Source organism: Hyphomicrobium denitrificans ATCC 51888 (assembly GCF_000143145.1).
GTDB classification, from domain to species: Bacteria; Pseudomonadota; Alphaproteobacteria; order Rhizobiales; family Hyphomicrobiaceae; genus Hyphomicrobium_B; species Hyphomicrobium_B denitrificans.
In genome coordinates this window covers 2,524,338-2,542,960 of sequence record NC_014313.1, presented here as the reverse complement: position 1 = coordinate 2,542,960, position 18,623 = coordinate 2,524,338, and the positions used below count along the sequence as shown (strand labels likewise).

The following is an 18,623-nucleotide window of genomic DNA, read 5'->3' as shown; positions in this document are numbered from 1 at the left end:
CAATCAGTGCCCTGATATTCCCGATTCGGCTCGAGCACACGCCCCCGGACCAGAGATTCTCCTGTACGTGGTTTTCTATCCACATCAGCCGTTTGGCCGACGAAGGCGATCCGCTATGACAAGTTGGATCATGTGAGCTTGCGGTGACGCGGAGCAATGCTCTAAGACCGCAGCTTGCCCGCAGGAGCATTCAATGAGCGACGCGACTACCCCGCCTCAATCTCCACTTAAGGCCGCGATCGTGCGCGTCACGCCGTTCGAGCAGAACTGCACGCTGATCTGGAACGAGGCGTCAAAGCGCGGCGCCGTCGTCGATCCGGGCGGCGATCTCGACCGCATTTTCCGTGGCATCGATGAAGCCGAAATCGAGATCGAAAAGATTCTGCTGACTCATGGCCATATCGACCACGCGGGTGCTGCGGCCGAACTGCGCCAGGAGCTTGGCGTCAAGATCGAAGGGCCGCACAAGGCCGACGCGCTCCTGCTCGACAACCTCGAGAAGCAGGGCGAGATGTACGGCATTCCCGACGTGCGCAACGTCAAACCCGACCGTTGGCTTGACGATGGCGACGTTGTCACCGTCGCCGGTCACACGTTCAATATCTTCCATTGCCCGGGGCACTCGCCGGGATCGGTCGTGTTCTTCGACGCGGCGCAGCGGTTCGCACTCGTTGGCGACGTTCTGTTTCGCGGCTCGATCGGCCGCACGGATTTTCCCTACGGCGACCACGATGCGTTGATCTCGGCAATCAAGACGAAACTTCTGCCGCTCGGCGATGACATCGCCTTCATCTGCGGACACGGGCCCCCAGGCCAGTTCGGGCAGGAACGGCTGACGAATCCGTTTTTGGTCTGACCTGCGGTATTGCCGTAGAGCCGGTCTTCCCGATGAGAAGCGCGGCGAAACAAAGACCTAGAGCCGATCCGAGGTTCCGCGATTCAACGGAAAGCGGAGAGGCTCTAGAACGACCATTCCCAGTGCAGGCATCCGAACACGCCGCATTCGCGTGCCAGCGTGCCGTATCCGCCGTTCGATAGCGTGTTGGTACCGTCCCCGAAAATGTCAACGGTCTGCACGCGCAGGGTTTCTTCGCAGCTCCGGCGGCAATCGACCCAGCCGCCGCGAGGCAGCTTAACCTGCCAGCCGTATCGGCCCGGCCGCACAACGCTTTGCACCGAACCGTTGCCATAGTGGCTGCGCGCCGTGATGATTTCGCCCGGCTCGTAGTTCGAGCGCAGCCGGCGTGCCAGCGCATCGGCCGGAGTCGGCATCGAGGCAACCGCGAGCAATGCACCGATCACCGGAAGGGCAGCCCAAAGTCTGGAGCGCATGATCTCGTATCCTTTTTCGGCTAACCGCCGGGCTGCCTGTGACGAACTCAGCGCGACATGGAAATGTTGATGCCCTTGAGAGACGGGCCACTGGTCAGCACGGCGACCGAATGAGAGCCGTGGCTGACGGTCACCATCATGGAGCCAGCGATGCCGCCGCTGATCGCCAGGTTCAGCCGGTTGGCTGACGCGCGCCCCGTCACCAAACCCGACTGATTGTACGTCCGCTCTTCCCAATTGCCGCTCACGGTGCCGCCGGCATCGACCAGATTGGCGCGCAGTTCCACCTTCGCCGAAGCGTTGGCGCAGCGGATCGAGATCCCGAGATTATGCGGGCCGCCCGTGTTCGTGTAATAGCCCTTGCAGCGCAGGCTTTCCGTCTTGCCGCCATCGAACTTCGCGACCCCGGAGCCGCTCCACGTGCCGACGAGGTCAGGGAATGGACCGTCTGCGGAATAAGCCTTCGGCGTGAACGACAGAGCGCCAGCCATTGCCGCCGTCGCGGCAAGCGCGCCAAGATAACGGGAAAAGCGCCCGAAATAGTGCTGATGGCGAGACACGAAGCCCTTCCTTCCTGCGTATCGCGAAACGGCGCGCATTATTGTCTGACGCCCCTGATTTGGCGAGCCATATGGACAAAGTTGAACGAGATGCGCCGGAGTGTTGCCCTCGAACGACAGTCCAATACTACGCTGCACGCGCGAACATTCTAAGGCCGCTTTCCGTTCCGGTGCTTATGGGGAGAACGCACGCGTCGCGCAAGGCCTTGCTTCGGCTCCGCAGCAAGGAAGCCCGTTTTGCTCGCTGCACAGCTGAGCAAAGTTTGAACTCGCGATATCTCCCCAATACGGCCCACAAACAGTCGAGATCGGCGATCAGTTTTCTCTCGTCGCCGCCGGATCGCCGAACGCATGACGGCTCAGCTGACAGGCGACGGGGTTCTCGAAAGATCGGGCAAGCGCGGGGGTGCTTGAAGCCGGACAGGCTTGACGAGGGAGTCGAAAAATCAATGCGTCAATCGTATCGCGTCGCCGTGTATGTCACGGTTGCAGCTGTTTCCAGTTTGATTGCCAGCCAGAACCAAGCCGCACCGCCCGCCGACCCGTTAGCGGGCCTTGCCGGGCGCTGGGTCGGCATGGCGACGATGACGTCGGTGTCCGGACCGGCCTCGAACTTCAAATGCATCGTCACCTATGTCGCCCGCAAAGGCACGCCGGGAATGCGTCAGACCTTGCGCTGCGAGGACGGCGCGACGAATTTCAAGCTTCACGCTGCTACCGACCTGACGGTCGAGGGCGAAAAACTGACCGGCGCGTGGACGGACAAGATCAACGACATCGGCGGCACGGTCGACGGCACGATCACGCCGACAGGATTCGACGTGCAACTTTCCGGACAGTTCTTCGCGGCGCATATGGCCGTTGCGGGGCAGGGCTGCGACCAGTCCGTCAGAGTGCTGCCGCAGAACTCCGACGTCTTCGTTGAACTGGCCGCAAACCTGAAGAAGTGCTGATCCGCGCGCCGCGCGACATCCTTAAAACGGCTCGGTGACGCGCGTCACGGTCGGCGCGCTGCCCGAGTTCGGATCGTATCGGAAATCCAGGATGAGATTGTACGCATCCTCGGGCCAGGGATCGGGGTAGCTGCCTTGCGCCGCCCCGAGCAACGCTGCGATGGCTGGCAGCTTGCCGTGATGCCAGCAGATGACGAGCGTCTTCCCCTTGTATTCGGGATTTGAGAAAATCTCGTCGACGAGATCCTCGAACTCGTCGTTCTCGTAATCGTGCTGAACTTTGAGGCCGAGAGCATTCGCAAGCGGAGCAACCGTTTCGCGTGGACGGTTCGAGTGTTTCGAATGCGACGTCGCGATGATGTAGTCCGGCTTTCCGAGCGTCTCCGGGATGTACGTTGCGAGACGCTCGGCGCGCGCCATCCCGGCCTCCGACAAATCCTCGTTATTCGGATCGTCGGTCTTGTCCGCATGACGCATCAGGATGATGCGGCTCGGGCCTCCGTTCGCGTGCTCGAGCGGCGCAAAATTGGCGCCCGACTCCCGTGTGCGCCAACATAACGTGCAACCGCCCTTCAACGCCGGCACACCGGCAGTCAGGGCAAAGACAAAATTTGCGTCGGCGATCGCAGCATCGGGAGCCGCCGCGCACGCGAGGAATCCCGCGATCAGTGAGCCGAGCATGATGCGACGTGACGTCAGAAGCGTTGTCATGAACGTCTCCTCCGAAGGGAACGCAATAACGCGCGGGACGCCACCTCCGCCGCACAACAGCCCTTGCTAAAAATATTAATAAGACCTTAACGCTCAATCGATAAAGAAGCACGCATACCGGCGCGATTTGCGCGGCCTTATATATCGGAACGCGCGATCCTATTTTTCTGGCACGTGCCTGAGTAGCTTTTTTCCAGACGCGCATGTGTTTCGATCGGGAATGCGGCAGAGCGATGAACCGCGCGGCGCCAGATGCTGAGCTGCTGAGACAGCTCGGGGATATACCCGAGGTCGGTCTAAGCGGCTTTGCCGTGCGCGAAGGATTGGCGGGTACAGGCGTAACCGTCCTCAAAGGACGCGACTACTTCGGCAGCTGGCGGGCAACCCAACACGGCGAACTCGTCTGGACTTTCGCTGACTTGTCCGAAGAAGGCCGGACCGTCACAACGGTGGACGACGCGCTCCGCTACACACTGCTTTTGATTTTGGCGAGCGTTGCGAAATCTCACAACAGCTCGCCAAGGTTTACGCGGACAGGCTGAACGGGTGCTGCTCAGGCAGCGAGAACGGCGCGCTCGTGCTTGCCCTCTTCGACTTCTTCGATGATCTTCGCGACGAACGCTTCGAGATCGCCCGGGTTGCGGCTCGTAACGATGCCCTGATCGGCGACCACGGGTTCATCGAGCCAATTCGCGCCCGCGTTGATCATGTCGGTCTTGATCGAGTCGTACGACGTCGCGCGCCGGCCGCGAACGGCGTTCGCTTCGATCAACAGCCACGGCGCATGGCAGATCGCAGCCACGACTTTCCCTTCCGCGAGGAAAGCTTTGATCAACGCCAACGCTTCTGGGTTTTTCCTGAGCGTGTCAGGATTCATTTGTCCGCCGGGAAGCACGATCGCGTCATAAAGCGACGTCGATGCGTCGGACAATTCCACGTCGACCGGCACGGGATCTCCCCAATCGTGATCTCGCCAGCCGAGAATGGAGCCCTTTTCCTTTCGCTCCTTTGGCGCCGCGACATGAACCAGTTGCGCGACCGCCTTGAGCTTTTCGCGCGGAACGTCCAGTTCCGATTGTTCGAAACCATCCGTCGCGAGAATGAGAATTTTAGCGTTCTTGATTTTCGGCATGTTCGCACTCCTTGACCGCAATTCAAGGAGCAACATTTACGGCGCATGGAGGTTCCGAACGACGCTCGCATGCGTCCTTACGCGCAAGCCCTGAAACGCATGAGCTACTGCCCGGGCCGTCCCGTTTTGCGCGGACGCCCTCGGCGGCCTTTCTTCTGTGACGGATCGTCGAACTCGCGCGTTCGCGTCGGCATCTGAAGGCGCGACGGCTTCTCGCCTGATTTCACCGGCAGCGACGCGTGCGGTCCCATTTCGTCGAGCGTCGGCTTATGCGGACCTGCAATCTTCTCGCCGAACGCACCGGCCTTGGCGCGGCTATCGACACTCGGCGCGCGCGCCGGCACCGGCCGATCCGTTCCCGGCCCCATGTCGTCGAGCGACGGCTTCTTGATCCTTGATCCCGCGCCTGGCGGCCGGCTCGCGGAACGCGAGTCGCCGGGCGCAATCAAAGAAGTCGACTGCGCATATGTCGGCTGCACCGGCTCGTATTCGGTCTTGATGCGGGAGCCGCCGTTTTCCTTCTCCCCGTCCTTCTTGCGCGACGGCGGAACGTTCGCGCTCGGGCCATACTTGCGGTCGCCCTTGAAACTTCCGGCGCGATCTTCGACTTCGCTTTGCCGGGCCAGCGGATCATCCGAAATCGCAAGCTCCGTCTCGCGCAGCCGCTTGATCTCGTCACGCAAGCGTGCGGCCGTTTCGAACTCGAGATCGGCTGCTGCTTCTTTCATGCGCCGCTCCATGTCGGCGACGACGGCCTGCAAATTGTGCCCGAGCGATTGCACGGCGTCGCCATCGGCGAGCCCGGCATCGACGGTGACGTGATCCTGCTCGTAGACCGACTGCAGCACGTCGTGAATGTTGCGCTTGATGCTCTCCGGTGTGATGCCGTTGGCTTCGTTCCATGCCATCTGCTTCTCGCGACGGCGGTTCGTCTCCGCGATGGCGCGGTCCATCGAGCCGGTCATTTGATCCGCATACAGAATGACTTTGCCGTCGACGTTGCGCGCGGCGCGTCCGATGGTCTGCACCAGCGACGTTTCGGAGCGCAGAAAACCTTCCTTGTCGGCATCGAGAATGGCGACGAGCGCGCATTCCGGAATGTCGAGACCTTCGCGCAGCAGGTTGATGCCGATCAGCACATCGAAGGCGCCGAGCCGCAGATCGCGGATGATTTCGATGCGTTCCAGCGTTTCGATGTCGGAGTGCATGTAGCGCACGCGCACGCCGCTTTCGTGCATGTATTCGGTGAGGTCTTCCGCCATGCGCTTCGTCAGAACCGTGACGAGCGTGCGGTAGCCTTTGCGCGCGACCTGCCGCACTTCGTCGAGCAGATCGTCGACCTGCGTTTTCGCGGATCGAATTTCGACGACCGGATCGATAAGCCCTGTGGGCCGGATGACCTGCTCCGCGAATGCGCCGCCGGTCTGCTCCATTTCCCAGCTTGCGGGGGTTGCCGAGACGAACACCGACTGCGGGCGCATCGCGTCCCACTCTTCAAAGCGAAGCGGGCGATTGTCCATGCACGAGGGCAAGCGGAAACCGTATTCCGCAAGCGTCGCCTTGCGCCGGAAGTCGCCGCGGAACATGCCGCCGATCTGCGGAACGGTGACGTGGCTCTCGTCGGCGAAAACGAGCGCGTTGTCGGGCAGATATTCAAACAGCGTCGGCGGCGGATCGCCCGGATTGCGCCCGGTGAGATAGCGCGAATAGTTCTCGATGCCGGCGCACGAACCCGTCGCCTCCATCATTTCCATGTCGAACGTGGTGCGCTGTTCGAGGCGCTGCGCTTCGAGCAGCTTGCCTGCGTCGTACAACTCGTCGAGCCGCTGCTTGAGTTCGATCTTGATCGATTTGATCGCCTGCTGAAGCGTTGGCTTCGGCGTGACGTAGTGCGAGTTCGCGTAGAGCTTGACCAGCGCCAGCTCGTCCGTCTTCGCGCCCGTCAACGGATCGAACTCGACGATGCTTTCGACTTCATCGCCGAACAGCGAGAAGCGCCACGCGCGATCTTCCAAGTGAGCCGGAAAGACTTCGACCGTATCGCCGCGCGCGCGGAATGAGCCGCGCACGAAGTTCTGATCGTTACGCCGGTAATGCAGCGCGACGAGATCGGCCAGCAATTGGTCGCGCGAGATCTGCTCGCCGGCGCGCACGGTGAACGTCATCGCCGTATAGGTCTCGACCGATCCGATACCGTAGATGCACGAGACCGACGCGACGATGATGACGTCGTCGCGCTCGAGCAGAGCGCGCGTCGCGGCGTGACGCATGCGGTCGATCTGTTCGTTGATCGACGCTTCCTTCTCGATGTACGTGTCGGTGCGCGGGACGTAGGCTTCCGGCTGGTAGTAGTCGTAATAGGAAACGAAATACTCGACGGCGTTGTCCGGAAAGAAGCTCTTGAACTCGCCGTAGAGCTGCGCCGCCAGCGTCTTGTTCGGCGCCAGGATCAGCGCCGGACGCTGCGTCGCCTGAATGACGTGCGCCATCGTGAACGTCTTGCCCGAACCGGTGACGCCGAGCAGCACCTGATTGTGCTCGTGCTTCGCGACGCCGTCGACGAGTTCGGAGATCGCTTGCGGCTGGTCGCCCCGCGGCTCGTAGTCGGATTCGATTTTGAACCGGATGCCGCCTTCGCTTTTTTCCGGACGCTCCGGACGATGCGGCATGAACATCGGCATGCCGCCGGAGACGATCGGATGCGACGCCATCAAGGGCTGGCGCGACAGAATTTCCTTCGCGCGTTCGGAGCGTTCGTCCGGCCGCGTCAGCAGCGCGGTCAGACTGTCGGTCAGGCTTTCGCCGCCCATCGGCGGACGCGGGCCCGATGCGCGTAACGCGGGCAAGCTCGGTAGTCCGCTGCTCGTCGTCTTTCCGGAGAAATCGGCCGGCGCGAAATAGGCGTTCGTTTCGGCAAAGCCCGGCGTCCCGGCCGACGTTTCGGCGGGAGGCTGGATCGGCTTACCCGACTTGCCGCGCGAGGATCGCGGTCGGGACGATTTGCCGGAGGGTGTTTTCGGAGAAGATGCCACGCTGCAAATATAGAGACGGGAAGCCGAAGCATAAATGCTGTTTCGGGGCCACAGTGTCACGCCGGGACACGCATTAACGACGGCGGCTTAGAACCGAGCGCGCCTGAGTTACCGGCAAAAGCTCCTTACGGAAGAGTAAGTTCGTCGCCGCTCGGCGGAGTGATAGCCAATCGTTCGCCGATTCCGAAGTTCGACGCACTCGATGCGGATCGGTCCAGCGGGGCCGGGGCAACCAAGTTGGCCAACAGACGTTTGAACGACTGATAAAACGGAGCACACACGATGACTTCTATGAAACTGGTTGCGGCAGCGGCGGCCGCCATGATGGCAATCGGCAGCGGCGTGGCCTTGGCGAAGGACGCGAAAAAGCCCGGCACCCCGGTCGTCCATTCGCCGGAATCGATCCAGTGTTCGAAGGATGCTGACGCGAAGGGCCTGCACGGCAAGGACCGCAAGAAATTCCGCGCCGAGTGCAAAAAGAATCTCGCGAAGCAGAACAAAGACGCCAAGAAGTCCTGATCTGCTGAGCAAGCGAAATTAGGAAACCCCGCCGCTATCGGCGGGGTTTTTTATTTCCCGTCCGTCGCGTCTAGGAGGTACGTTTGTCGGGGACTATCTCAATGGGAGATACGCTCGTGCCTGGCCCTCAAACGAACAAGACCGCTCTTGTGACGGGCGCCAACCGCGGCATCGGCTTTGCGATCGCGCGCCAGCTTGCTGAGCTTGAGATTACCGTTCTTGCCGGAGTTCGCAACGACGCCAGCGCCGCCTCGGCCACAGCCGCGTTCGGCAAAATCGGCGTCAATGTCCAACCTGTGATTTTGGACGTCGCGAATGTTGCGGCGTTGCCGTCCGCGTTGAAGGACATCGAGCAACGCCACGCCCCGATCGACATCCTCGTCAACAACGCAGCAATTCTGATCGACGGGCCGGGCGGCTTCGACGCCAGTCTGTTCGACATGACCGATGAAACATTCCGCCTGACGTGGGAAACGAACGTGCTCGCCCCGGCGGCAATCATCCGCACGCTTCTGCCGGGCATGATCGCGCGTGGATATGGACGGGTAGTCAATGTATCGTCGCTCGCGGGTCAGCTTGCCGGCATGGGTTCCGGCTTTCCGGCCTATCGCATCTCGAAAACGGCATTGAACGCGTTGACGCGCATCGCGGCTGCCGAAGCCGGTCGCGGCGACGTCAAGGTCAATGCTTGTTCGCCCGGCTGGGTCAGAACGGGGATGGGTGGACCGGAAGCCTCGCGCTTACCTGAGAAAGGCGCCGAGACGCCGGTTTGGCTCGCAACGCTGCCATTGGACGGGCCGACAGGCGGGTTCTTCGAAGACAAAAAAGCCGTTCCGTGGTGAGCAGAACGGCGATTGGTCTGAGTCCGGCAGGCTTCGCGACTACAGCGTCCGGCCGCCGCGGCTGCCGACGATCGTCGCGTTCGCGCCGTCGATTTCCATAACGAAGCGGATCGGTCGCTCATGCGGGTTCTTCACGTCGCGGGCGGTCACCAGGACGAAGCGTTCCGGTCCGGCGGACGTATCGATTTCCGTGATCTGCGGCGAGAAGTCGGACACCGACGCCACAGCGAACGTGCGGTTATGGCCGCCGAGCGTCAGCGAGATCTGGTCGCCGACCGCAACTGCCTTGGTGATCGGCGTGCTGTCATCGCGGCGCATGGCGGTCAGCCAGTAGTCTTCCGATCCGGAAATGGGTGTTATCGAAGCGACGTCCTTGGCGGGTGAAGCGGCTTGCGTGAGCGCGGTCGCGAAGCTTTTTCGCAGAACCGTCTCGCTGTTGGCGAAGAAGGACGTCGCGGCGACGACGGCCACGGTCGCGCCAACGGTGAGGCCAAGCCAGAACGGCCGGGTAGGTTGCCTCGTCATGCTCCGCACCTCCAAGAGTCGCGACGGATATAATGCCGCTTTTCGACAGATCGAAACCTACAAACGCGTCAAAACCTACAAACGCGAATGCGGCAATTCAATAGCCTCGTCCGCCGCGCGTTGCGGATAACGCCGCGCGATGCGTCTTTGGCTTGACGTAAACGCGCCGCAAGTGCCTGATAATGCTAAGGTTCAACGCAGTTAGAAGCGACAGCGACAGCCCCAGCAGGACCCAGGCTGTAGTACTGCTGGTTCTGCGAAATACGGCATCCGGATTGCGTGGCGAACTCGTCGTCGCGATCTCGATGATCGGCGCCGGACGATCCTCCGCAATAGCTTTCATCGTGTGCGACGTAATCGTGCGCTCGATCCCGCCGGCAGCAACCGCAAATGGGTAAGCCTTGACCGGCGCGCTCGTTCCGACGGAGGTCAGCATGACAAAAAGCAAGGCCGCTCCGGCCGCATCCCGAAACGGACGGCGCAGGCGATGTCGGCGCCGGGAGGCGCGTGCTTGCGAATTTCGCTTGATCCCGCTGGCAGCCATTGTCCCAAATCCCTCCGCACGAAACCGATTTCGTAATGACGAGCCGTTAAGGCTGAGTTGACCGGTGGTTCTTGGCGGTCATGGGCCCGCAATGTGGCGCTGGCTGGCCGATTTGGTGCTGGTTGATTTCCGGCCGTTTGAGTTGCCGGCAGGCATCACTGGCCCAACAGATGATGTCGTACGTTGGTCCTGCGGCGGTGGCGCAGCCGTATTGTCAAAACGTCGGCTTGCGGTCGCGAATCATTGGACTTAGGGTCCGCGCCGTTCGTTTCGCAGCCGCGAGATGAACAGTCTGCACCTCCTCCGAATGACAGGCGCATCATGGGCTTCATTGCCGACAGTTTGAATCGCATCCAGCCGTCCGCCACCATCGCCGTTTCGACCAAAGCTCGTCAGCTTGCGGCGCAGGGCCGGGACATCATCTCGTTGTCGGCGGGGGAGCCGGATTTCGACACGCCTGACAACATCAAGGAAGCCGCGAAACGCGCGCTCGACGCAGGCAAAACCAAATACACCGACGTCGACGGCATTCCGGAGCTGAAGGCCGCGATCGTCGCGAAGTTCAAGCGCGACAACAACCTCGATTACAAGCCGAGCCAGGTCTCCGTCGGAACCGGCGGCAAGCAGGTGCTCTACAACGCGCTTCTCGCGACGCTCAATCCGGGTGACGAAGTCGTCATTCCCGCGCCGTGCTGGGTCTCGTATGCCGACATCGTCCTGCTCGGCGGCGGCACGCCCGTTTTCGCACCGACGACGCTGGAAGACGGTTACCGGCTGAAGCCCGAAGCGCTCGAAAAGGCCATCACGCCGAAGACGAAGTGGTTCATCTTCAATTCGCCGTCGAACCCGACGGGCACGGCCTATTCGCACGACGACATCAAAGCCCTGACCGACGTTCTGCTTCGGCACGAGCAAGTCTGGGTTCTGACCGACGATATGTACGAGCATTTGCTCTATGACGGCCTGAAGTTCGCGACGCCCGCAGCCGTCGAGCCGCGCCTCTATGGGCGCACGCTGACGATGAACGGTCTCTCGAAGGCCTATTGCATGACGGGCTGGCGGCTCGGGTATGCGGCGGGTCCGGAACAGCTCATCAACGCGATGCGCAAACTGCAGTCGCAGTCGACGTCCAATCCGTCCTCGATCACGCAATGGGCCGGCGTCGAAGCCTTGAACGGACCGCAGGACTTCATTGCGCACAACAACAAGATCTTCGTCGGGCGCCGCGATCTCGTCGTCAGCATGCTGAACCAGGCGAAGGGCATCAAATGCCCCAACCCGCAGGGCGCGTTCTACGTCTATCCGAGCATCAAGGCTCTGATCGGCAAGACGAGTAAGAGCGGCGTCAAGATTGCCGATGATGAAGCGTTCGTGACGGCGCTTCTGGAGGAAGAGGGCGTCGCGGTCGTCCACGGCGCGGCGTTCGAAGGCTCACCGTCCTTCCGCGTGTCTTACGCGACCTCGACCGAGGCATTGAAAGATGCCTGCACGAGAATCCAGCGCTTCTGCGGAAATCTCAGCTGAACGCTGTCTTGTGCTCCATCGGTTGGACAACCCCGGTGAATCAAAAAGCGCGCAAAAGCATTTGCGCGCTTCACACGTTCGCAGTGTTGAGGGTCTCGCTTAGGCCGTCGCGCCATTACCCGCGAAGCGACCGGTAAACCAGTCCCAGGCGTGTGCGATATGTCCGGTGAGGGGACGACCGTCGATGTCCGGAACGACCGGACGCCAAATCGCGATTGCAGTCGTGGGCTGCGACTTGAACTCGAATACCGTCGGCTCGGCACCGAAGGCATCGGGAAGTTCATCCTCGACCGCCATAACATACCCGGCAGCGTTTGCCGCGGACATCAGTGTCTCGATACTCATAACCCAGCCTCGCATTCCTGAGCCAAATCCCTCTGGCCCTTCCGAATTGTGCGCTCGTACCCCTTAAAACGCGCCAAACGCGGATGAGTTCATGATGAGCCAAGTTTAAAGTTATTCAAGCGATATTTGCAATTTGAGCCTCCGCTTAGCCCTTTGAGCGGAAAGTAGTTTCGGCGGCGCAAAAAACAAATCAGCGACTCTTGCGTACTACTGCATCGCAATATGAAAGTTTCACGAAACTGTGCGGCGGAGCCCCGTTAAGACGGTTGTGCCGCGACGCCTTTCGAGCGAGCATGATCCCCGCCGTATCCTTCGAGGTGCGGGGTGCGGCCAAGCGTTGGTCTGCGCCTCGCAATGTCGGAGGCAATCATGACGAGTTCAGATGGCCCGAAGGGCAGAAGTGGCGCTCAGGGAGGCAGGGGTGGGGTCCGAGGCGCACGTTGCGTCGCGTTGATCGGACCCTTCGCAAGCGGCAAGACCACACTTCTCGAAGCAATTCTCGCACGTACCGGCGGCATCTCGCGAGCCGGCTCCATCGCCGCCAAGTCAACGGTCGGCGACAACACCCCCGAAGCCCGTGAACACGCAATGAGCGTCGGCGTCAACGTCGCGGACGTATCCTTCCTCGAAGACAAGTTCACCTTCATCGACTGTCCAGGATCGGTTGAATTCGCCCACGAAGGCGCCCTCGCGCTCCCCGCCTGCGATATGGCGGTCGTGGTGAGCGAAGCCGATCCGAAACGCGTCGCGGCGCTGCAGGTGATCCTGAAGCAGCTGGAAGACGCCAAAATCCCGCATCTCATTTTCCTGAACAAGATCGACTCGTCGCAAACACCGCTGCGCGACATCATTCCGGGCTTGCAGCCCGCGAGTTCGAAACCGCTCGTCCTTCGCCAGATTCCGATCTGGGAAAACGGCATCGCGACCGGCTTCGTCGATCTGGCGTCCGAGCGCGCCTACGTCTATCGCGAGCACGCCGAGAGTAAGATCATCGAACTGCCGTCGGCTGTGGCGGCGCGCGAGAAGGAAGCCCGCTTCGAGATGCTTGAGAAGCTCGCCGACTACGACGACGAGCTGATGGAGCAGTTGCTCGCCGACATTCCCCCGCCCAACGATCGCGTGTTTGAAGATCTGGCGAAGGAATTCAAGGACGGCATGATCTGCCCGGTGCTGCTGGGTTCGGCGCAGGAAGGGCATGGCATCATGCGCCTGCTGAAGGCGCTCCGGCACGAATGCCCGTTCGTCGAGGACACCGCGCGGCGGCACAAGCTCGAAAACGTCAAGTCGGCGGCTTACGTCTTCAAAAGCCTGCATACCAAGTCGGGCGGCAAGCTGTCGTTTGCCCGCGTTCTTGCCGGAGACATTCCCGATAACGCCACGGTGACAGGCGGCGAGGGCCAGGAAGTTCGCGTCGCCGGCATATTCACGATCCGCGGCGAGGAAACGGCGAAGTGCAGCGGCGCCAAGGCCGGCGATACCGTCGCGCTGGGACGCCTCGACGCCATTCATTCCGGCGAGACGATCGGCGTCGGCAAATCGTCGGTGACGCAAATCCCCGTCCCGAAGCCGCCGCAACCTGTGCTGGCCATCGGCCTCGGCCTCAAGGATCGCAAGGACGAAGTGAAACTGTCCTCCGCCGCCGCCAAGCTCGTCGACGAGGACCCCTCGTTGACGCTTGAGCACAACGCCGACATGCATCAGATCCTGCTGCACGGGCAGGGCGAGATGCACCTGCGCGTCGCGCTCGAACGGCTGCTGCGCAAGTACGGCATCGAAGTCGTGCGCGAAAAGCGGCGCGTCGGCTACAAGGAGACCATACGCTCGGCAACCGAAATTCGCGGCCGGCACAAAAAGCAATCCGGCGGTCATGGGCAGTTCGGCGACGTCAAGCTCGACATCAAGCCGCTGCCGCGGTCAGCCGGCGTCACGTTCTCGGAAACGATCACCGGCGGCGCAATTCCGCGCAATTTCATTCCGTCGGTCGAGATCGGCGTGCGCGATTATTTGACGGAAGGCCCGCTCGGCTTCCCCGTCGTCGACGTCGCCGTGACGCTGACCGATGGCTCCTATCATACGGTCGACTCGTCCGACATGGCGTTCCGGCAGGCCGGTCGCCTCGCGATGTCGGAAGGCTTGCCGAAGTGCAATCCGGTTCTGCTCGAGCCTGTCATGGCGGTTTCGATCGCGGTGCCGTCCGAAGCGAACGCACGCATCAACGGCATCATCTCGCAACGGCGCGGGCAGATCCTTGGGTTCGACGCGCGTTCGGGATGGCCGGGTTGGGACGTGATCGAAGCGCACATTCCGGAAGCGGAGATGGATAATCTGATTATCGATCTACGATCCGCAACCGCTGGCGTCGGCTCGTTCACGTTCGGCTTCGATCACCTGGCGGAAGTGTCGGGCAGATTGAAAGACCAGGTGCTGAGCGCCAACCGCGCAGCAGCGGAGTAGCGCTGGAAGGAAAGCGCGAGATCAGATGCGGAAAGGGTGGCTTTCGCCACCCTTTTTTGTGAAGTCCGAAATTACGATGCCGGTGTGCCGGCTTTTGGCTTGGCCTGCGGAGCGGATGGAACGGGCTTTGCCGGAGATTTCGGACCGTTGAAATAGTCCTTCATCGTCTCGATGAAGAGCGGCGACAGGCCTTCACCGCCATCGTCGATGATCGTCTTCATCTGGTCACGCATGCGCGGATCCCAAAACGTATGGATGTGTCGCGCGATGCTCTCCGTCGCCTCGGTTTTCGGATAGGGGGACCAGAAATCCGTGATCTGGTTGGCCATCTGAATCAGAACTTCTTTATCCATCTTCCCTACCGAATTGAATTTGCGACCAGCACTGCGCTGCGTCAGGAGTTAAAGACAACGGGCTTCCCCTTGGCGAGCGCCGCCAGGAAAAGATTCGATTTGCGTGCAAGCTCGAGCGCCAGCGATGTCGGGGCGGAAACAGTCACGAGCGCGCCGATGCCGGCTGTTACGGCTTTCTGCACGAGTTCGAAGCTGCATCGGCTCGTCATCAAGACGAAGCCGTCGCGCACGTCGAGATCATCGCGCACCAGCGCGCCGATCAGCTTATCGAGTGCGTTGTGACGTCCGACATCTTCGCGCACGAGCCGGATCTCTCCGTCGCGCGAAACCCACGCCGCGCCATGCACCGAACGATTGTGCTGGTTCATCGGCTGATGCTGAAACAGGTTCGCTGCCGCCCGCTCGATGGCATCGACCGAAGGCGCCCAGTTCCGATCGAGAAAAGGCAACGGCCGAACGGCCGACGCGATATCTTCGATGCCGCACAGTCCGCAGCCGGTTCGGCCTTCAATCGAACGGCGCGCGAGGCGCGACACTTCAAGAGCCGTTTCCGGAACCGCCACGTCGATGGTGATGCCTTCGTCGCCCGGCATCTCGAGCACGCCGCGAATTTCTTTCGGGTCCTTGAGAATACCTTCGCCGATCAGAAATCCGAACGCGAAGTCGCGCAGATCCGAAGGCGTCGCCATCATGACGGTGTAGGGCTCGGAATTGATCTGCAGCGCGACCGGCGTCTCTTGCGGCAATTGCCAAGTGACCGGCTGCGCCGTCCCGGCGACGACGGTCTCGCCCAAGGCGGGGTACGAGCAAAGAGACTCGTTCCCGCCCTGTCGAGAAATCACGTTCGCCATGACGCCCATTGCAGATGATTTCGAGGCAGAGCCGCGGATTTACTCCGCCGGCTCCAGCTTCTTCTCCGTGCTGATACGCTTGCTTTCCACGTTGCGGATGTTCCACTCGGACTGCCAATCGGAAGGCTGGTTCGACGGCATCACCTGCACCGCAGTTACCTTGTATTCCGGGCAGTTGGTTGCCCAGTCGGACGCGCTGGTCGTGATCAGGTTTGCGCCCGTGCCCGGATGATGGAAGGTCGTGTAAACGACACCTTGCGGCATGCGATCGGATATCTTCACGCGGATGGTCGTCGCACCCGCGCGGCTGGTCAGGGAAACGATCTGGTCGTCCTTGAGGCCGCGAATTTCCGCATCGTACGGGTGCATCTCGAGAACGTCCTCGGGATGCCACGCCATGTTGTCCGTGCGCCGCGTCTGCGCGCCGACGTTATAATGCGAGAGGATACGGCCCGTCGTGAGAATGAGCGGGAACGTGTTGCTCGCCTTTTCATCGGTCGCCATGTACGCGGTCAGCATGAAGCGGCCCTTGCCACGGACGAACTCTTCCGTGTGCATGATCGGCGTGCCGGTCGGATGCTGGTCGTTGCACGGCCACTGGATCGAACCGAGTTCGTCCAGACGGTCGTACGAAATACCGGAGAACGTCGGCGTCGTCCGCGCGATCTCGTCCATGACCTCCGAGGCCGTCGCGTAGTACATCGGGAAGCCCATCGCGGTCGCAAGCTGCGCGACGATGGCCCATTCCGGCATGCCCTGCTTCTCTTGGAACACCTTGCGCACGCGATTGACGCGCCGCTCGGCGTTGACGAACGTGCCGTCCTTTTCAAGGAACGACGTGCCGGGCAGGAAGACGTGCGCGAACGCTGCCGTCTCGTTCAGGAATAGGTCCTGCACGACGACGATGTCCATCGCCCTGAGAGCGGCCTCGACGTGATGCGTGTCGGGATCGGACTGCGCGATGTCTTCGCCGTGGATGAACATGCCGCGATACGATCCATCGAGAGCCGCATCGAACATGTTCGGAATGCGGAGGCCCGGCTCGGGATCGAGCTCGCGGTTCCATTCCTTCTTATAGATATCGCGCACTTCCTGGTTGGAGACGTGGCGGTAGCCGGGGAACTCGTGCGGCGCGGAGCCCATATCGGACGAGCCCTGCACGTTGTTCTGGCCGCGCAGCGGGTTCACGCCCACGCCTTCGCGGCCGAGGTTGCCCGTCGCCATCGCGAGGTTCGCCAACGCCATGACCGTCGTCGAACCCTGCGTGTGTTCCGTGACGCCGAGACCGTAGTAGATCGCAGCGTTGCCGCCGGTCGCGTAAAGGCGCGCAGCCTCGCGGATCAACTGTGCCGGAACGCGGGTGATGTGCTCGACAGCCTCAGGCGCGTGCTGCGGCTGACGGATGAACTCTTCCCAGCGATGGAAATCGGTCTTCTCGCAGCGACGGTTGACGAACTTCCGGTCGATCAGATTCTCGGTCGCGATCACGTGACCGATGGCGTTTGCCACCGCGACGTTGGTGCCGGGCATCAGCTGCAAGTGATAGTCGGCCTTGACGTGCGGAGAGTCGACGAGCTCGACTTTGCGCGGATCGATGACGATCAGCTTGGCGCCCTCGCGAATGCGCTTCTTCATGCGCGAACCGAAGACGGGATGCGCGTCGGTCGGGTTGCAACCGATGACGAGCATGACGTCGGTCTTGTCGGTGCTCTTGAAGTCCTGCGTGCCGGCGGCTTCGCCGAAAGCAACCTTCAAGCCGAAGCCGGTCGGCGAGTGGCAGACGCGCGCGCACGTGTCGACGTTGTTGTTGTTGAACGCGCCACGAACGAGCTTCTGCACGGAGTAGATTTCTTCGAGCGTGGTCCGCGAAGACGTGACCGCGCCGATCGACTTGCGGCCGTACTTGGCCTGCGTTTCCATGAAACGCTTCGCGGCATAATTGATCGCTTCGTCGAACGTCACGACCTGCCACGGATCGGTGATCTTCTCGCGGATCATCGGCGTCAGCATGCGATCCTTGTGCGTCGCATAGCTGAATGCGAAGCGGCCCTTGACGCAGGAATGACCTTCGTTGGCGCCGCCATCCTTGTAGGGCACCATGCGAACGAGTTCATCGCCGCGCATCTCCGCCTTGAACGAACATCCGACGCCGCAATACGCGCACGTCGTGATGATCGAATGCTCCGGCTGGCCCATGTCGACCACCGACTTCTCGATGAGCGTCGCCGTCGGGCAAGCCTGTACGCAGGCGCCGCACGAAACGCATTCCGATGCCAGGAACTGCTCGTCCATGCCGGCCGAGACGTGCGAAGCAAAACCGCGTCCGTCGATCGTCAGCGCGAACGTGCCCTGAACTTCTTCACAGGCGCGGACGCAGCGCGAGCAGACGATGCACTTCGACGGCTGGAACTGGAAGTAGGGGTTCGAAACGTCCGTCTGCTTGAAGCGATCGTTCGCCGAGCCGTCGGCGCGCTTCGCGAACACGTGGTTTTCGCCGTCATAACCATAGCGCACTTCGCGCAGACCGACCGCGCCGGCCATGTCCTGCAGTTCGCAGTCGCCGTTCGCGGCGCAGGTGAGGCAGTCGAGCGGGTGGTCGGAGATATAAAGCTCCATCACGCCGCGGCGCAGCTTCGCCAGACGTTGGTTCTGGGTCGCAACCTTGATGCCCTGCGCAACCGGCGTCGTGCACGACGCGGGCGTTCCGCGGCGGCCTTCAATCTCGCAAAGGCAAAGCCGGCACGAGCCGAACGGATCGAGACTATCGGTGGCGCACAGCTTCGGGATCTGAATGCCGAGCTGCATCGCGGCGTTCATGATCGACGTTCCTTCCGGAACGGTGACTTCAAACCCGTCGATCTCGAGCGTGACCATCTTGGTCGTCTCATGAACTTCCGGAGTCTTGGTGCCGTAGTCCGTCTCTTTGATGAGCGTCATCGGCTTAAC

18 protein-coding genes are annotated in these 18,623 nt (G+C 61.5%); 7 read left to right on the top strand and 11 right to left on the bottom strand.

The genetic code is table 11. From position 1 onward, the window contains the following. Window positions 1-193: 193 nt before the first annotated feature. Entirely contained in the window at window positions 194-856 is a 663-nt protein-coding gene (locus tag HDEN_RS12250; RefSeq protein ID WP_013216438.1) for an MBL fold metallo-hydrolase, read from the top strand. Window positions 857-960: 104 nt separating this feature from the next. On the opposite strand, the gene HDEN_RS12245 is transcribed toward HDEN_RS12250, so the two are convergent. Both HDEN_RS12245 and HDEN_RS12240 read right to left on the bottom strand, forming a co-directional pair. Then, window positions 961-1,332: a hypothetical protein gene (locus HDEN_RS12245; RefSeq protein ID WP_013216437.1), complete on the bottom strand. Its 372-nt coding sequence runs from the start codon at window positions 1,330-1,332 to the stop codon at window positions 961-963. 47 nt (window positions 1,333-1,379) lie between these two features. Beyond that, window positions 1,380-1,892 (bottom strand): hypothetical protein, encoded by a 513-nt coding sequence (locus HDEN_RS12240; protein ID WP_013216436.1) that lies wholly within the window; start codon window positions 1,890-1,892, stop codon window positions 1,380-1,382. 449 nt (window positions 1,893-2,341) lie between these two features. On the opposite strand from HDEN_RS12240, the gene HDEN_RS12235 reads away from it, so the two are divergent. Beyond that, complete coding sequence (locus HDEN_RS12235; RefSeq protein WP_013216435.1) at window positions 2,342-2,845, top strand: hypothetical protein; 504 nt, start codon at window positions 2,342-2,344, stop codon at window positions 2,843-2,845. Window positions 2,846-2,866: 21 nt separating this feature from the next. On the opposite strand, the gene HDEN_RS12230 is transcribed toward HDEN_RS12235, so the two are convergent. After that, entirely contained in the window at window positions 2,867-3,556 is a 690-nt protein-coding gene (locus HDEN_RS12230) for a SixA phosphatase family protein (RefSeq protein ID WP_013216434.1), read from the bottom strand. Between the two features lie 233 nt (window positions 3,557-3,789). Between HDEN_RS12230 and HDEN_RS12225 the strand changes: the two genes are divergently transcribed. Next, window positions 3,790-4,098 carry a hypothetical protein gene (locus tag HDEN_RS12225; protein WP_013216433.1) on the top strand — a complete coding sequence of 103 codons (309 nt, stop codon included), beginning with the start codon at window positions 3,790-3,792 and terminating at the stop codon, window positions 4,096-4,098. 11 nt (window positions 4,099-4,109) lie between these two features. Here the strand turns inward: HDEN_RS12225 and HDEN_RS12220 are convergent, their stop codons facing one another. Both HDEN_RS12220 and uvrB read right to left on the bottom strand, forming a co-directional pair. Beyond that, window positions 4,110-4,688, bottom strand: coding sequence for a type 1 glutamine amidotransferase domain-containing protein (locus HDEN_RS12220; RefSeq protein WP_013216432.1), 579 nt, complete (start codon window positions 4,686-4,688; stop codon window positions 4,110-4,112). A 104-nt stretch (window positions 4,689-4,792) separates the two neighbouring features. Further along, window positions 4,793-7,720 carry an excinuclease ABC subunit UvrB gene (uvrB, locus tag HDEN_RS12215; protein ID WP_049775312.1) on the bottom strand — a complete coding sequence of 976 codons (2,928 nt, stop codon included), beginning with the start codon at window positions 7,718-7,720 and terminating at the stop codon, window positions 4,793-4,795. A gap of 282 nt (window positions 7,721-8,002) precedes the next feature. Between uvrB and HDEN_RS12210 the strand changes: the two genes are divergently transcribed. Then, window positions 8,003-8,239, top strand: coding sequence for a PsiF family protein (locus HDEN_RS12210; RefSeq protein WP_013216430.1), 237 nt, complete (start codon window positions 8,003-8,005; stop codon window positions 8,237-8,239). A 101-nt stretch (window positions 8,240-8,340) separates the two neighbouring features. After that, a complete protein-coding gene (locus tag HDEN_RS12205) occupies window positions 8,341-9,081 on the top strand; it encodes an SDR family NAD(P)-dependent oxidoreductase (protein WP_013216429.1) in 741 nt (246 codons plus the stop codon). 39 nt (window positions 9,082-9,120) lie between these two features. Here the strand turns inward: HDEN_RS12205 and HDEN_RS12200 are convergent, their stop codons facing one another. Then, window positions 9,121-9,606, bottom strand: coding sequence for a hypothetical protein (locus HDEN_RS12200; RefSeq protein WP_013216428.1), 486 nt, complete (start codon window positions 9,604-9,606; stop codon window positions 9,121-9,123). Between the two features lie 97 nt (window positions 9,607-9,703). Beyond that, window positions 9,704-10,150: a hypothetical protein gene (locus HDEN_RS12195; protein WP_013216427.1), complete on the bottom strand. Its 447-nt coding sequence runs from the start codon at window positions 10,148-10,150 to the stop codon at window positions 9,704-9,706. Window positions 10,151-10,471: 321 nt separating this feature from the next. Between HDEN_RS12195 and HDEN_RS12190 the strand changes: the two genes are divergently transcribed. Continuing rightward, window positions 10,472-11,674 carry a pyridoxal phosphate-dependent aminotransferase gene (locus HDEN_RS12190; protein ID WP_013216426.1) on the top strand — a complete coding sequence of 401 codons (1,203 nt, stop codon included), beginning with the start codon at window positions 10,472-10,474 and terminating at the stop codon, window positions 11,672-11,674. Window positions 11,675-11,773: 99 nt separating this feature from the next. Here the strand turns inward: HDEN_RS12190 and HDEN_RS12185 are convergent, their stop codons facing one another. Further along, window positions 11,774-12,019, bottom strand: coding sequence for a hypothetical protein (locus HDEN_RS12185; protein WP_041921654.1), 246 nt, complete (start codon window positions 12,017-12,019; stop codon window positions 11,774-11,776). Between the two features lie 369 nt (window positions 12,020-12,388). Between HDEN_RS12185 and HDEN_RS12180 the strand changes: the two genes are divergently transcribed. After that, window positions 12,389-14,473, top strand: a complete 2,085-nt coding sequence (locus HDEN_RS12180) for an elongation factor G (RefSeq protein WP_013216425.1) — start codon at window positions 12,389-12,391, stop codon at window positions 14,471-14,473. 71 nt (window positions 14,474-14,544) lie between these two features. Here HDEN_RS12180 and HDEN_RS12175 read toward each other — a convergent pair whose 3' ends face one another. The 3 genes from HDEN_RS12175 to fdhF are packed head-to-tail and all read right to left on the bottom strand — an operon-like array spanning window position 14,545 to window position 18,614. Continuing rightward, window positions 14,545-14,826 (bottom strand): formate dehydrogenase subunit delta, encoded by a 282-nt coding sequence (locus tag HDEN_RS12175; RefSeq protein ID WP_013216424.1) that lies wholly within the window; start codon window positions 14,824-14,826, stop codon window positions 14,545-14,547. A gap of 41 nt (window positions 14,827-14,867) precedes the next feature. Further along, the gene (fdhD, locus tag HDEN_RS12170; RefSeq protein ID WP_245256632.1) at window positions 14,868-15,677 is read right to left on the bottom strand and encodes a formate dehydrogenase accessory sulfurtransferase FdhD; all 810 of its coding nucleotides are present in this window, start codon (window positions 15,675-15,677) and stop codon (window positions 14,868-14,870) included. Window positions 15,678-15,716: 39 nt separating this feature from the next. Then, the gene (gene fdhF / locus HDEN_RS12165) at window positions 15,717-18,614 is read right to left on the bottom strand and encodes a formate dehydrogenase subunit alpha (protein ID WP_013216422.1); all 2,898 of its coding nucleotides are present in this window, start codon (window positions 18,612-18,614) and stop codon (window positions 15,717-15,719) included. Window positions 18,615-18,623 lie beyond the last annotated feature (9 nt).